Origin of the sequence: Streptosporangium sp. NPDC023825 (assembly GCF_040639575.1) — a bacterium.
Taxonomy (GTDB): Bacteria; Actinomycetota; Actinomycetes; order Streptosporangiales; family Streptosporangiaceae; genus Streptosporangium.
Window position 1 is genome coordinate 1 of the sequence record NZ_JBFAAE010000115.1, and the last position, 13,749, is coordinate 13,749.

A 13,749-nucleotide genomic window follows, 5' to 3' on the forward strand; every position below is an offset into this window, starting at 1 on the left:
CGCAGCACCGTCTCCAGGTCCAGATCGCTGCCCACCGCGACCACGGCCTCCAGCAAAGCGTGCACCCGGTCACGGGTGGCCAGCACCGCCTCCAGGCGCACCTGCAACTCCGACAGGAGCTCATCCAGGCGCATGTGCGCGATCAACGCACCCGGCTCGACCTTCGCCATACCCCAAGTCTCGCACCAGGGCACAGGGGCACCGGTCCTGCCGAGGAGCCGACCTCCACCCGCCCCACCACCGTTTACTCCACGGTGAAGATCACTTGACCAGCCGTCTTTGCGGGAACGCCGCCTCCGGGCGAATCGCGATGGTCACCGCACCCATGACGTCCTTTACCCGAAGCGTCATGGTCTGCCTCCTCTCAGCCGTACTCCGGCCGGCTTTCGACGACCTGGGCGTCACCGAGGACATCGGAGTCCGACAACGCGGGCCCGTCCCGCGGCGGGCTTTCCCAGCCGGCGGGGACGACCGCGACGGGGCAGAAACCGTGCTGAAGGACCGACCTGGAGGTCGAGCCGAGCCTGCCGTGCTCACGTGCTCCGCCGACCACCACCAAGCTCGCCTCCCTGGACGCGTCCGTCAGGAGATCCTTCGCGGACGTGGCGGCGAAACAAGCGCCAACCGCCACCTGGGGGTAGGCGATCCGCCATGGTCCCAGGCGCTCGAGCATGCCGTCCTCCGTCGCCTTCGTCGCGATCCGCGTCTCGTGCACCAGCGGCTGCAGGCGTCCGGCATGCACCGCCATCAGTTTCAACTGCCTGAGGCGGGCCTCACGGAAAGCGAACTCGATCACCCCGTCAGGGGTGTCGCCACTCATCCCCAGGACCACGGCACCGCGTTCCCTCGGCACGGGAATCGGACCGGGCCCGCGTACCACGATCACCGGACAATGCGCGTGCGCCGCCACGTACCCGGCGACCGATCCCAGAACGGTCCTGGCCAGGGTGCCCATGCCACGAGAACCCACCACGATCAAAGCGGCGCGCTCCGACAGCTCGACCAGCCGTTCAGCGGCCGCCCCTTCGTGCAGATCGGTGGTGACATCGGCCAGCGTGCTGCACGCGCGGGCACAGTCGGCCCCGTGGTACAGCACGTGCTCGGCGGCCTTGCGCAGATGAAGTCTGGCCTCCTCATCGGCCGCCCCGTACGGCCATCGCCACGCGTGGGCCACCCTCAGCGGCAGCTTCCCGAGCTCGGCCTCGTCCATCGCCCACTCCAGGGCCTGCATGGAGAAGTCGGAACCGTCGTAACCGACGACGACCTCCCGGATATCGGTCATTGCCCTCACCTCCCTCTCCCCATGCTCGCCGGAACGGACTCCCCTGAGGAGGGCGGAAGGTCCCGCTCTGGCGGGACCTTCCGCCTTCCTCCCGTCACAGCGCCTACCTGCGGAAACAGGGCGGACACCATGATCTTCCGCCGACCGCCCCCGATCGGGCGACGAAACGGCATCCGACCACACCCCAGGGGACCTTCGTCCCTACCCGGCAGCTGACAGGGCCACGAAGAATGGGAGAAACCGGGGACACGAAAAGCGCGAACAGATGATCTCAGCCGGCCTCGGATCGAACAGACCCGACGACCGGGATCAGAGCACCGGTCCCCGGCGACGAACCGAAGGTGATGACCATGACAGACCCCATCGTCGTCGGCGTCGACGGCTCGAGGTCCTCACGGCAGGCCGTGACCTGGGCCGCGCAGGAGGCCACGCTGAGAAAAGCGCCGCTGCACGTCGTCCACGCCGCCCTGCGCTGGGCCTACGACGTCCCGCTCGTCCCCCAGCCCGCCCACTGGGGCCCCGCCGAGGAGGCCGCCTGCGAGGAACTGCTCCGGCAAGCCGCCGAGCAGGCCCGCTCCGACTCCCCCACCTTGAAGGTCACCACCGAGATCCTCGACGGAAGCGCCGCCGAAGCGATCGCCACCGCCGCCGAGACCGCACAGCTGATCGTCGTCGGCCGCCGAGGCCTGGGCGGATCCACCGGGCTGCTCCTGGGCTCGGTCAGCTACGACCTGGCCGCCCGATCCCCATGCCCGGTAGTGGTCGTCAACCAACCGCCCACCGCCCGGGACACCGAGATCGTCGTCGGTCTCACCGGACGCACCGGCCAGGATTGCCTGCTGGAATTCGCCTTCGACGAGGCGGTTCTGCGCCGGCGCCCGCTCCGAGCGGTGCACGCCTGGACCCACCCGGCCACCAGAGCACCCGGCGACATGCAGCCACTCGTCTACGACGTCGAAGAGGTCGGCGACGAAGAGGCCCGGCTGCTGGCCGAGTCGCTCGGCGGCTGGCGGGAGAGGTTCCCCGGCGTGACCCTCGTCGAGCACGTCGTGCACGAACATCCGGCCAAAGCGCTCATCGACGCCTCCGAGAGCGCCGAGCTGGTCATCGTGGGCGCCCCCGGCCGGACGATGTTCCTCACCTCGACCGTCCGCTCCCTGCTCCACCACGCTCAGGCGCCCGTCGCCGTCCACCGCACCTCGCACGCCCGCCGCGACCAAGCCTTCCCGGCACGAAACCGTCGCGACATCACCTGACGTACCGGTGAACCAACGGTGCCGACGGCACGGTCAGGAGTTCGGCGTCATCGTTCGTCCAGGCGGGGGCGAACGACGGCGACAGGGCAGTGTGCCCGGTGCAGCACGCCGTGGCTGACCGAGCCCAGCACGGCCGAGCCGAATCCGCCCAGCCCTCGTGAGCCGACCACGACCAGGTCCGCCCGGCGTGAGGCGTCGGACAGCACGCGGACCGGATGATCACAGACGGTCGATTCCTCCACCGCGACGTCCGGACGCCTTTCCCGGTAGGGCGCCAACAACCGCCGGGCGGCCTCGGCCTCGTCCGCGAAGACACCTTTCGGCACCGGGCTGTAGCCCAGGGCGTACGGCGAGAGCATCGGCATCTGCCAGGCGTGGACCGCCCGCAGCCGCGATCCGCTCTGCTGGGCCCGGGCGAAGGCGTACTCCAGCGCGGCCTGCGAAGGCTCCGACCCGTCGAACCCCACGACGATCACGCCGTGCGCGGTCCGGACCGGCGCGCGGACGATGACGACGGGACCGGCCGCGTGGCCCGCCAGAGCGAGCCCGACCGACCCGAGCACCAGCCCGGCGAACCCGCCGACGCCCCTGCTGCCGATCACGAGCACGTCGGCCCGCTCGGATTCACTCTTCAGCCGTTCGACCACCGCTCCGGTCGCCAGAGCAGTTGTGATCTTGATGTCGGGTGTGTGGTCCCGGGCCCGCTGTGCGGCCGCGGCCAGCACGCGGTGACCGTGCTCGGCCGAGTCGTTCTCCTCCCCGGTCCCGGACAGGAGAACCAGGGCGTTCCACGGTTCGCGCACATGCACGATCCTCAATGCCGCACCGCTGCGCGCGGCGTCCTCGGCCGCCCACCGCACCGCCGCCGTCGCGGGCGCGGATCCGTCGGTACCGACGACGATCAGTCCGGTCATGGCCGCCTCGTCCCAGAGAGCCTCTGTGCCTTCATCTCCATCGCACACCCGCGAAAGGGATCCGGCACCGGCCGAACGTCACCCGCCGCGAGGACCAACGTCTCCTTCGAAAACCACGTGGATTCGGCGGGTGGGCTGGAAGCGGTGCACAGACCACCACCCGAACTCGCCGTGACGGCGCAGGTGTCAGGGCGAGGGGAGTCCGCCGACAGGTCCGAGCCAGGTCCGAGCCAGGTCAGCCGGTGCGCCTGGGGGCGATATGGCCACCGCATGCCAGGAAACAGCGGTTCGTGGCCGCGGCCGGTCTTTCCATGAGGTGAAGATCCTGGAAGGCGTTCCGGTCCCGGCTGCGATCGGCTGTCACCTCCGGTCGCACCGATGCGTGTCGGGCGGGCGGGGGCGGCGTGGATGTGGTGCGCTGAAGGGCGGGGGCGCCGAGTACAGGAAGTGGCGGGTACCGATGAGGTTTTCACGCTTGCGAGGCAGGCTGAACGCTCTGGGCGAGCACCTGGGCACCCAACTGTGGCCCCTGCCCACCCTCGGTGTCGGGCTCGCCGTCGCCTTGGGGATAGGCCTGCCCCAGCTGGACGCGCGGATCCACGACGACCTGCCGCCATGGCTGAGGAACTATCTGTTCGGCGGAGAGGCGGGAGCGGCCCGCACGGTGCTGGACGCGATCGCCAGTTCACTGATCACCGTCACGGCGCTCACCTTCTCCCTCACCGTGGTGACGCTGCAACTGGCCAGCAGCCAGTTCTCCCCCCGGCTGCTGCGCACCTTCACCCGTGACCGGTTCGTCCAAACCACCTTGGCGCTGTTCCTGGCGACGTTCACCTACGCGCTCACCGTGCTGCGCACCGTGCGCGCCACCGGCGGCGCACAGGAGATGTTCGTTCCCCAGGCATCGGTGACGCTGGCCTTCCTCCTCACCGTGGCCAGTGTGCTCAGCCTCGTGCTGTTCCTGTCCCACCTGGCACGGGAGATCCGCGTTGAGACGATGCTCCGCAACGTCCATGCCGACGCCGGCCGGACCATCCGACGGCTCCTGCCCGAGCACCCCTGCCCCCGTGAGCGGGCAGTCGCACCGCCGAGACCGCCTGCGGACGCGGTGCCTCTGCCGGCCGGCGCCTCGGGCTTCCTGACCGCGGTGGACGAGGTATCGCTGCTGGCCGCCGCCGTCGAGGCGGACGCCGTCGTGCTCATCCAGTGCCATCCCGGTAGCTCACTGGTCGCCGGCACGCCGATCGGGTTCGGCTGGCCACACGGCGCGCGCCCCTTTTCGCCCGACGTCCTTGCCCACCTCAGGAAACGGGTGGCCACGGCGATCTCCACCGGTTTCGAACGCACCGGCGCCCAGGACATCGGCTTCGGGCTGCGCCAGCTCACCGATGTGGCCACCAAGGCCCTGTCCCCGGGGATCAACGACCCGACCACCGCCGTCCACGCGCTGAGCCACTCCTCGGCCCTGCTGTGCGAACTGGCCGGCCGTGACCTCGCCCCTCGGCTACTGCGCGACGATCAGGGCCGGGTCCGGGTCGTGCTGTGCCGTCCGCAGCTGGGTGATCTCCTGGAGCTCGCGGTGGCCCAGCCCCGGCGTTACGGCGCGAGCGACCCCTTCGTGCTGGCCCGGCTGTCATCGCTGCTGCGCGAAATCGCCTGGTGCGCGGGCCGTGAGCATCGCCGGACGGTCGCCGGCCAGCTCGCCCGGCTGCGCACCACGATCGCCGCACAGGACTTCGACGCCACCGAACGGGCCCGGCTGGCCGAACTGGCCGAGCAGGTCGATCAAGCCGTGGCCGGCCGCTGGACAGCCGGTGGCAAGACCTCCTGACCAGGGGACTTCCAAGCCCTCGGCACCGAGGTGCCGGCCATGTCGACAGTCGGCCAGGCTGGTGCAGACCATGACAGCTCATCGAACCGTCCGCGCGGACGGGCCCGCGCCCAGGTCGCGACCGGTACGCGATCGCGATCGCGCCGGATGACGGGGGTCATCCCGAAACCGGTGCCGGCCCGGACAGGTGCCGGCGCACGGCCTCGGCAGCCAGGTCGACGTCGGCGGCTTCGCTGCGCTGGGGCGCGTTCAGGAAATCCGTCCCGCGCAGAGCGTGGGAGGCCGGGCGGGGGTAGAGCCAGGCGTGGAAGTGCTGGACCCGGTCCCGGGTGGAGACCAGGTGGACGCGCTCGGCGTCGGTGCCGGCCCGCATGGCGGCATCGAGCGCGCGCAGCAGGCTGCCGAAGGACACCGTCTCCTCGAGCGTCATCTCGGCGAAGTCGGTGTAGTGCCGCGTGGAGACGATCTTCATGGTTCCCGGCCTGGAGGATTCGGCGGGGCCGTGGTGAACGAGCCAGAGGTCGTCGCGGTAGACCCAGCCGCCGGGCGGTTCGCCGGCAGCGGTACTCAGCGGGCAGTACGGGCAGCTGGAGGTGGTGTCGGTCATCGGGGAGTCCTTCAGGTCAGCAGGGTGTGGGCCAGGCCGATGGCGGCGCCGGCGGCGATGTACCAGGCGTTGTTGAGTTTGGTCTTCCACAGCAGCGCCAAGGTGGCCAGGGCGATCGCGGCGGTGAGGGGATCGACGATCGCGGTCCGGCCGAGTTGGAGGGAGACACCGGCCATGAGGGCCAGGGCGGCGGCGTTGAGGCCGTCGAGCAGGGCGGAGGTCCAGGCGCTGGAGCGGAGTCTGTCGGTGAGCCTGGTGAGCAGGCCGACGAAGACGAAGGACGGCAGGAAGATGGCGACGGTGGCCAGGAACGCCCCGACGGGGCCGGCGACGAGATAGCCGATGAAGGTGGCGGTGGTGAACACCGGACCCGGGGTGACCTGGCCGATGGAGACGGCGTCGACGAGCTGCGGGCCGGTGATCCAGCCGAGCCGCTCGACGAAGTCGCCGCGCAGGAAGGCCAGCAGCACGTAGCCGCTGCCGTACAGCACCGATCCGATCTTCAACAGGGTGAGGAACAGCTGCGTCAGCTGGCCTGCGGTGGGATCGGGGAAGAGCGGTGAGCCCAGGCCGAGCAACGGCAGCGCGAGCATCCCGTGCGCGGCCTCCTGACGGCGGCGGAACCCCTGCGCCGCCGCCGCGAGCAGCGCGCCGGCGGCCAGCACGAGCAGCTCGTTGACCCCGAGCAGGTAGGCGGCCAGGGCGGCGACGGCCAGCAGCGCGAACCACACGTTCTTGATCACCGTGCGGAGAAGGCCGAACAGGGCATGGGCGATGATCGCGATCACCGCCGGGACGATGCCGTACAGGATGCCCGCGACGGCGGGCGTCGTTCCGTAGGTGACGTAGGCCCAGGCCAGAGCGGTGACGATCAGCGCGGCCGGGAGGATGAAGCAGAGGCCGGCGGCCAGCAGGCCGCGCCAGCGGGCGCGGTCGAAGCCCAGGTGGATGGCCAGCTCGGTGGAGTTGGGGCCGGGAATCAGGTTGGTGGCGCCCATCAGGTCGACGAACCGCTCGTCGCTGACCCAGCCGCGGCGGCGTACCAGCTCGTCCCGCATCATCGCGGTGTGCGCGGCCGGGCCGCCGAAGGCGATGGTGCCGAGTTTGAGAAACAGCAGCGCCACCTCCCGCACCGTACGCCAGGACACCTTGCCGCCCTCGGACCCGCCGGCCGGCTCGCCGGCGGCCTGTTCGTCTGTCACTGTCGCTCTTTCCCGTGGTCGTGCGGATCGCCCGGCGCGAAGGCCCGCATCCAGGCCCGGGCGACAGCCCGCGAGCGGGCCGGACACCCCCGCCGAGCCAAATACATCAAATGTATTTGATGTATTATCACGAGATGGTGACCCAGACTCAACCCGCCCCGCCCTTCGTGCGGCTGGCCGGCCATCCGCTGCGATGGCGGCTGCTGACCGAGCTGGCCACCGGCGACTACCGGGTACGCGAACTGGTGGAGCTGGTGGATCACCCGCAGAACCTGGTCTCCTACCACCTGCGGCTGCTGCGCGACGGCGGCCTGGTCACCACGCGGCGCAGCAGCGCCGACGCCCGCGACGGCTACTACCACCTGGACCTGGACCGCTGCACCCAGGCCCTGGCCGCCACCGGCCTCGCGCTGCACCCCGCGCTGGGCCTTACCCCGGCCGCACCCCAGCCGCTCCCGGCATCGGCGCGTCCGCCCGCCGTGCTGTTCACCTGCACCGGCAACAGCGCCCGCTCGCCGATCGCCGAAGCCCTGCTGCGCCACCGTGGCGGCGGCCACCTCGAGGTCATCAGCGCGGGCAGCCACCCTCGGCCGCGCCTGCACCCCGATGCCGTCCGGGCCCTGCGCGAAGGCCACGGCATCGACCTCGGGGACCGGCGCCCCCGGCACCTGGACACCCTGACCGGGCGCCACTTCGACTACGTCGTCAGCCTGTGCGACAAGGTCCGCGAGGTCTGCCCCGACTTCGGCGACCGCTCCCGGCGCATCCACTGGAGCATCCCCGACCCCGCCGCCGAGCAGGCCGGATACCCCGCCTTCGCTCGCACCGTGGCGGAGATCGACACCCGCATCCGCCACCTGCTCCCCGTTCTCACACCCCGAAAGGCCCCGCCATGACCACACCCGACCAGCTCGCCGCCGTCCGCTACCTCGTCGACGACGTGACCGCGGCCGTCGACTTCTACACCACCCACCTCGGCTTCACCCTGCGCCTGGACGCCGCGCCCGCCTTCGCCGACGTGGTACGCGGACCGCTGCGGCTGCTGCTGTCCGGACCCACCAGCTCCGGCGCCCGCGCCACCTCCCCGGGCACCCCCGCCGGCCGCAACCGCATCCACCTCATCGTCGACGACCTCGACACCGAGACCGACCGGCTCCGCGACGCCGGCCTGTCCTTCCACGGCGACGTGGTCGCCGGCCCCGGCGGACGCCAGATCCTGCTCACCGACCCCGCCGGCAACCTCGTCGAACTCTTCGAACCCGCCCACGCTCCGGCCGCCATCACACCGGCCCGAGCCTGACCGACTCCGAGCGTGTCCCGTTACCTGTGAGTGTGCTGTGGTGAGCGCGCTCTCGGGCAGCTTCCGGCTTGCGCCGGAGCGTTCCCCGTTTCCGGGGTTCCCGTTTCGCCGGTGCGCGCCCGGCACGGGTGCCGGGTCTTACCGCTCCTCCACGGGCGTTTCGCGTCTCCCCGCAACTCTGGGCGGCGTCGGCCGCGAGCGCGGCCAGATTGAGCGCGGCGTTGAGGTCGCGGTCGGCGACCAGGCCGCACTCGGCGCAGGTGTAGGTGCGTTCGGACAGGGCGAGCTTGGCTTTCACCGCGCCGCAACCCGAACAGGTCTTACTGGAGGGATACCAGCGGTCGGCGACGACGAGCCTGCCGCCGTGCCACGTGGTTTTGTAGGAAAATGGTGCGGTGCTTGGACCTGAACCGGGGAAACCCGATCTTCGGCCCCTTGCGGGTGCCGTTGCGGGAGGCGGCCCAGTTCTTCAGCGCTCGCGCCAGGTTGTCCAGGCCGGTGGTGTAGGCCTCCTTGGAGTGCTCGGCCCACCACGGCGCGGCGGTGTTCTTGGCGGTGTTCCACGCCCGGCGCAGACCGTACAGCGACCACGCCACCTCGGTCAGGTGTTCACCGGGCACACCGTAGGACTTCTCCGTCTCCCGCTGGGACAAGGCGGCCTTGATGCGGGCCAGGCCCCAGTTGAACGCGAACCGGGCCGCGCCGCAGTGCGAGGCGAGCGCGGCCACCTGGCCAGGGGTGGGGTCAGGGCGTAACGGTACGCCTGCGTCACCTTCACTCGGCGATCTCGCCTTCGGTGGCGGCGGCCACCGCGCGTCGCGCCCGGTTCGCCGCGGCGCGGCGACCATACAGGCGGGCGCACAGCGAGGTGAGGATCTCGGTGACGTCTCCCACCAGGTCGTCATCGGCCTCGGCGGGGTCGGCCACAAGCAGGCGGCGGCCTTGGGCGGACAGGGCCGCCTCGACGTACTCGGCTCCGAACCGGGCGGACCGGTCGCGGTGTTCGACCACGATCGTGCTCACCTGCGGGTCGGCGAGCAGCGCGAGGAACTTCTTGCGGCGGCCGTTGAGGGCGGAGCCGACCTCGGTCACCACCCGATCCACACTGATGCCGCGCCCGGTCGCCCACGCCGTCACCCGCGCGACCTGGCCGTCCAGGTCGGCCTTCTGGTCAGCCGAGGAAACGCGGGCGTACACCACCGTGGTTCCGCCGTGCTGGGCGGTGGGATCGATGTCTCCGACCAGGATCAGCCGCCCAACCTTGCGAGCGGGCACGGGCAGGGTGCCCTCCCGATACCACCGGTAAGCGGTGATCGGGTGGACACCCTGAGCCTTAGCCCACTCTTTCAAGTTCACTCTTGAATACTAAAACATACTCAAGCGCCAACTGTAATAACCCCCGCGCTCCACCCGCGACCGCGTCCCAGAACACATCCGCGCAGGCCGCGCGCCGCGCTCCTACCTCGGCGAGGCCGATCCCGCTGCGGCCGAACGCGGGCAACGTCGTGCACGGAACGCGGCGATGCGGGCCCTTCCGTCCCGCCGGTCCCGGCTCCCGCCGCCGTGACCGGCCCGGCTCGTGACCGGCCCGGCTCGTGACCGGCCCGGCTCGTGACCGGGCGGCCCCGCCCGGCCGAAAACGCAGCCGAAGGCCCGATCTTGTGTCACCGTTTCGGTCAACGACGCACCCGATAGCGCAGGTGAAGCACTCGGTTGCCCTGAATCACCACGTCAGGATCCTCCAACAGGTGCTGCGCGTCGACCGACCCGAAGTAGCGCTTGCCGGACCCGAACACGACGGGTACGACGTCCATGCGCACCTCGTCGACCAGGCCCGCGGCAAGCACCTGGCCACCGACGTCGCCGGCGGCGACCTCGACCAAGCGGTCACCCGCGAGCTCCTGCGCCTTGGCCACGGCCGCCTCGACGCCGTCGACGAAGTGAAACGGCGCCTCGGGGTCCCAGCCCTCGGGCATCGGCCGGTGTGTCACGACGACCACGTGGCCGATCCCGCTCGGAGGCTTCCCGTCCCAGCCGTCCGTCAGGTCGAAGACGTGGCGGCCGGCGATTGTCACCCCGATCTGGTCCCAGTACGGCCGGGTGTAGTCGTGGGAGGTCTGCGACACCTTCAGCTCGCCGCTCTCGTCCAGCGGGACGTCACCGCTGGTCAACCAGTCGAACAGCGGCCCGGGCCGGTCATTCTCGTCCGCGACGAAACCGTCCACCGACACCGAGCTGTACATGACCACCTTGCCCACGGGGCTCTCCTCTGCTTTGGGGTGCCCCAAATTAGCGTGTCGTGAGCTGCCGCTCTTGTAAGAAATCAATCGGCCGGCAGCGGCCAGCCGTCCAGCGCGTGGCCGGGATGTTCGCGCAGGAACCGCCGCCGGACTTCGACGTACCGGGTCGGCGTGAGCCCGGTGAACGCCCGGAACTCGTGGCCGAAGTGGGCCTGGTCGAAGTAGCCTGCGCCACCGGCGAGGTCGCCCCAGTCGATCGGTCCGGCGGGGTCGATCGCGAACACGGTGGCGGTGAAGCGGTGGGTGCGGGCCAGCCGCTTCGGCGTGACACCGATGAGCTCCTTGAACCGCTGTGCCAGATGAGTGCTGCTGACACCGGCTGCCACGCTCAGGTCGCCGATCGCCACCGCCCCGCCGGCCGCCGCGATGACACTGCTCGTGTGGCGGACCAGCCCCAGGCCGGCGGTCTCGCACAGCCGTCGCATCAGCTCCTCCTCGAGCAGCGTCAGCATCTCGTGCGGCCCGGCCGCCGTGGCCAGCCGCTCTCGCAGCTCGGCGACGGCGGACCGGCCCCAAACCTGCTCCACCGTCACCGGCCGGTCACACAGCTCGGCCGCGGGCATCGGCAGGAACGGCGCCAGCCCCCACGGCTTGACGTGCACGCCGACCGACCGGGTCTTCGGCGGATAGCCGAACTCGAAGGCGCGGGTGGGCATGGTGACCACGCAGCCGTCGGCGTACTCGGCCGTCTCGATGTCGGTGCCGGCGCGGATGCGGAACGGCGCCCCGAGGTTGACGATGAGCAACGCCGACGGACTCGGCGGCAGCGTCAGCCGGGCGTACGGCGGCGCACCCTCCAGGTAGTAAAGGTCGTCGATCAGCCCGTCCAGCGGCGGTCGCGGCACTCTGGAGACGTACTCCACGCCCCCAGTATCGCCGACGCCCCGCCGGCATCGAGCGCCGGATGGTCCAAGGGTGTCCTGGATCATCCGCGCGGCACCCACTCGGCTGTGGCGCGGCCTGACCAGGTCGGCCTCCGGTTGATCTCGATGACCGGCAGCAGGGTCGCCTGGGCCGGTGTACTGATTTCCCTGGGTGTGGGCCCGGCGGGGATAGCAGCGGTCTCGGTCAGGAGAGACCGGGAGAGGCCGGGGCGGGGGTCACGACCAGGGGGCAGGTGGCGTGGTGCAGCAGCGAATGGCTGACCGACCCCAGCAGCAGCCCGGTCAGGTCACCGCGGCCGCGTGAGCCGACGACCAGCAGGTCGGCGTGGGCTGAGGCCTCGGCCAGGACGCGGGCCGGGTGACCGTGTTCGAGCTGTTCGGTGACCTTGACGTCGGGGTAGCGCTCGCTCCAACCGGCCAGGGCCTCGGCCAGCAGGCGTCGTTCGGCCTCGGCCGTCTCCTCCGCGGCCTGCAGGGCGAAGGGGCCGCCACCGGCGATCGGGTGGCTCCAGGCGTGCACCGCCCGCAGGCCGGCGCCGTGCAGGGACGCCTCGGCGAAGGCGAATCCCAGGGCGTCCGCGCCCGCCGCCGAACCGTCGACGCCGACGGCCACCTCCCCGGCCGTTGGGGTGGCCGGGGCGCGGATGACGGCCACCGGGCAGGTGACCCGCCCGGCGACCCCCAGCGCGACCGAACCGAGCAGCATCCCCGTGAAACCACCCAGACCGTGGTTGCCGACCACCAGGAGTTCCGCGTCCGCGGCGGTCTCGATCAAGACGGCGCGCGGGTCGCCGCCCAGCAGCCGCGCCTGCGCCGCGACACGGGGATCTTCCTGGTGGGCGCGCTCCAGTGCCGCGTCCAGCATGGACGTGGCCCCCTCGCGCATCCAGCGGCCCACCTCGGCGTAGCGACCCTCCTCGGGGACCTCCAGCGGCCAGGAGGGCATGGCGTGCACGATGCTCAGCGCACCGTCTCGGGCCGCGGCCTCTCGCGCCGCCCAGCTCACGGCCGCGAGCGCTGCCTGCGAACCGTCTACTCCCACTACGATCATGACATCCTCCTCATGGCGCCCATGCCACCATCACACCGGCGGGTGGCCGGAGGGCGACAGCGGTAAAGGTCCTTCGTCCCAGGGACCTCCGTCACCCTGTCCGAGGCTCTGACCTCTGGTGACCGCCGGTGCGGATACCCGCCGCGCCCGTGGCCGGCCACGGGACCAGGCGGTGGCGGGCCGTCTCGCCGTGGCCACAGCGCCAGAGGATCTCCAGCGGGCCGGTCGACGCCCAGGGCGATGGCCGCAATCCCGTCCAGCGCCGGTGGCGAGGGACCTTCGGCCCCGATGGCCGTCGCCGTGGCGCGGGTGGAGCGCTGGCCGGCGCGCGGGTCCTGGCGCGGGGGCTTTTCTCCCGCGCGGGGGAGTTTTTCTGTGCCGAGAGTGCAGGACCCGCGCACCGGCGCCGTGGGCGCGCGGCCTGCGGTCAGGCGAGTGCCGGATGCGCCGCTTCGGTTGAGGATTCGATCGAGGCACGCGGGGCGGGCATGCCGGCGTTCCGTCTCCGGCCGGCCTGGTCGGGGGTGACGACGACGGTGGGGCAGGCCGCCAGGGCGAGGCAGGCCCGCAGGGTCGCCCCGAGGTATCCGCCGCCCGCCGCAGGCCGGAGCCCTCCCAGGACGAGGAGGTCGGCCGTCTCGGAATGGCGCGGCAGCGCTCGCGCGGCCCTGTCGCGGCAGAGCAGGGGGCGCACGGCGAGTTCCGGATATTCGGCGCGGGCGGTCGCGACCGCCTGGCTCACGACGGTTTCGGCGATCGCTTTGCGATCTGTCTCCTCGATGGGTCCCCCGCCGGGCAGGTACGGGGCCCGGCACCGTGTGAGGTCGCCCCACGCGTGCAGGACCACCAGTTCCGCGCCGCTGCGGCGAGCCTCCTGGGCGCCCCAGCTCAGTGCCGCCTGCCCGGCGGCCGAACCGTCGAAGCCGACCAGGATGCGAGAGAGCGGCTGTCGACCTGTCATGGGATCCTCCGTGATCCGTCCCTTGGCCCCGGTGGTGGAAGGGGTTCGCCTTCATGCAACCGCGGCCGCCCCTGCCCCGGCCAGGGTCGCTGGTGGCGCGTGGGCGGCGCCACAGACCCACCCCGCGTAGGGGGGGGAGAGGCCGGCGCCGCGCGAAGGGT

Annotated in this window: 14 protein-coding genes and 2 pseudogenes; 4 read left to right on the forward strand and 12 right to left on the reverse strand. The window is 71.4% G+C overall.

From position 1 onward, the window contains the following. Nucleotides 1-170, reverse strand: a pseudogene (locus AB0G15_RS42560) (histidine kinase); the annotation flags it as partial. Between the two features lie 194 nt (nt 171-364). Further along, nucleotides 365-1,282, reverse strand: coding sequence for a universal stress protein (locus AB0G15_RS42565; protein WP_362851275.1), 918 nt, complete (start codon nt 1,280-1,282; stop codon nt 365-367). Nucleotides 1,283-1,632: 350 nt separating this feature from the next. On the opposite strand from AB0G15_RS42565, the gene AB0G15_RS42570 reads away from it, so the two are divergent. Then, nucleotides 1,633-2,538 (forward strand): universal stress protein, encoded by a 906-nt coding sequence (locus tag AB0G15_RS42570; RefSeq protein ID WP_362851277.1) that lies wholly within the window; start codon nt 1,633-1,635, stop codon nt 2,536-2,538. A 47-nt stretch (nt 2,539-2,585) separates the two neighbouring features. Here AB0G15_RS42570 and AB0G15_RS42575 read toward each other — a convergent pair whose 3' ends face one another. Next, complete coding sequence (locus AB0G15_RS42575) at nt 2,586-3,452, reverse strand: universal stress protein (protein ID WP_362851279.1); 867 nt, start codon at nt 3,450-3,452, stop codon at nt 2,586-2,588. Nucleotides 3,453-3,927: 475 nt separating this feature from the next. On the opposite strand from AB0G15_RS42575, the gene AB0G15_RS42580 reads away from it, so the two are divergent. After that, nucleotides 3,928-5,283, forward strand: coding sequence for a DUF2254 domain-containing protein (locus AB0G15_RS42580; RefSeq protein ID WP_362851281.1), 1,356 nt, complete (start codon nt 3,928-3,930; stop codon nt 5,281-5,283). 157 nt (nt 5,284-5,440) lie between these two features. Here AB0G15_RS42580 and AB0G15_RS42585 read toward each other — a convergent pair whose 3' ends face one another. After that, nucleotides 5,441-5,890 carry a hypothetical protein gene (locus AB0G15_RS42585; RefSeq protein WP_362851283.1) on the reverse strand — a complete coding sequence of 150 codons (450 nt, stop codon included), beginning with the start codon at nt 5,888-5,890 and terminating at the stop codon, nt 5,441-5,443. Nucleotides 5,891-5,901: 11 nt separating this feature from the next. Then, a complete protein-coding gene (gene chrA, locus AB0G15_RS42590) occupies nt 5,902-7,092 on the reverse strand; it encodes a chromate efflux transporter (RefSeq protein WP_362851285.1) in 1,191 nt (396 codons plus the stop codon). A 134-nt stretch (nt 7,093-7,226) separates the two neighbouring features. Here chrA and AB0G15_RS42595 point away from each other — a divergent pair, with 134 nt between their 5' ends. Beyond that, entirely contained in the window at nt 7,227-7,988 is a 762-nt protein-coding gene (locus AB0G15_RS42595) for an ArsR family transcriptional regulator (protein WP_362851287.1), read from the forward strand. Next, entirely contained in the window at nt 7,985-8,392 is a 408-nt protein-coding gene (locus AB0G15_RS42600; protein ID WP_362851289.1) for a VOC family protein, read from the forward strand. The genes AB0G15_RS42595 and AB0G15_RS42600 overlap by 4 nt, the downstream gene beginning before the upstream one ends. Here AB0G15_RS42600 and AB0G15_RS42605 read toward each other — a convergent pair. The 7 genes and pseudogenes from AB0G15_RS42605 to AB0G15_RS42635 all read right to left on the reverse strand — a co-directional run. Continuing rightward, a pseudogene (locus AB0G15_RS42605) lies at nt 8,373-8,717 on the reverse strand (zinc ribbon domain-containing protein); the annotation flags it as partial. The gene AB0G15_RS42600 and the pseudogene AB0G15_RS42605 overlap by 20 nt on opposite strands. After that, a complete protein-coding gene (locus tag AB0G15_RS42610) occupies nt 8,713-9,240 on the reverse strand; it encodes a helix-turn-helix domain-containing protein (protein ID WP_362851291.1) in 528 nt (175 codons plus the stop codon). The pseudogene AB0G15_RS42605 and the gene AB0G15_RS42610, both read right to left, overlap by 5 nt. Further along, nucleotides 9,167-9,748: an IS607 family transposase gene (locus tag AB0G15_RS42615; protein WP_362851293.1), complete on the reverse strand. Its 582-nt coding sequence runs from the start codon at nt 9,746-9,748 to the stop codon at nt 9,167-9,169. The genes AB0G15_RS42610 and AB0G15_RS42615 overlap by 74 nt, the downstream gene beginning before the upstream one ends. A gap of 320 nt (nt 9,749-10,068) precedes the next feature. Continuing rightward, a complete protein-coding gene (locus AB0G15_RS42620; protein ID WP_362851295.1) occupies nt 10,069-10,650 on the reverse strand; it encodes a dihydrofolate reductase family protein in 582 nt (193 codons plus the stop codon). Between the two features lie 65 nt (nt 10,651-10,715). Then, nucleotides 10,716-11,555, reverse strand: a complete 840-nt coding sequence (locus AB0G15_RS42625; protein WP_362851297.1) for a helix-turn-helix domain-containing protein — start codon at nt 11,553-11,555, stop codon at nt 10,716-10,718. 205 nt (nt 11,556-11,760) lie between these two features. Then, complete coding sequence (locus tag AB0G15_RS42630) at nt 11,761-12,627, reverse strand: universal stress protein (protein ID WP_362851299.1); 867 nt, start codon at nt 12,625-12,627, stop codon at nt 11,761-11,763. Between the two features lie 427 nt (nt 12,628-13,054). Beyond that, entirely contained in the window at nt 13,055-13,588 is a 534-nt protein-coding gene (locus tag AB0G15_RS42635; RefSeq protein WP_362851301.1) for a universal stress protein, read from the reverse strand. Nucleotides 13,589-13,749: the final 161 nt, after the last annotated feature.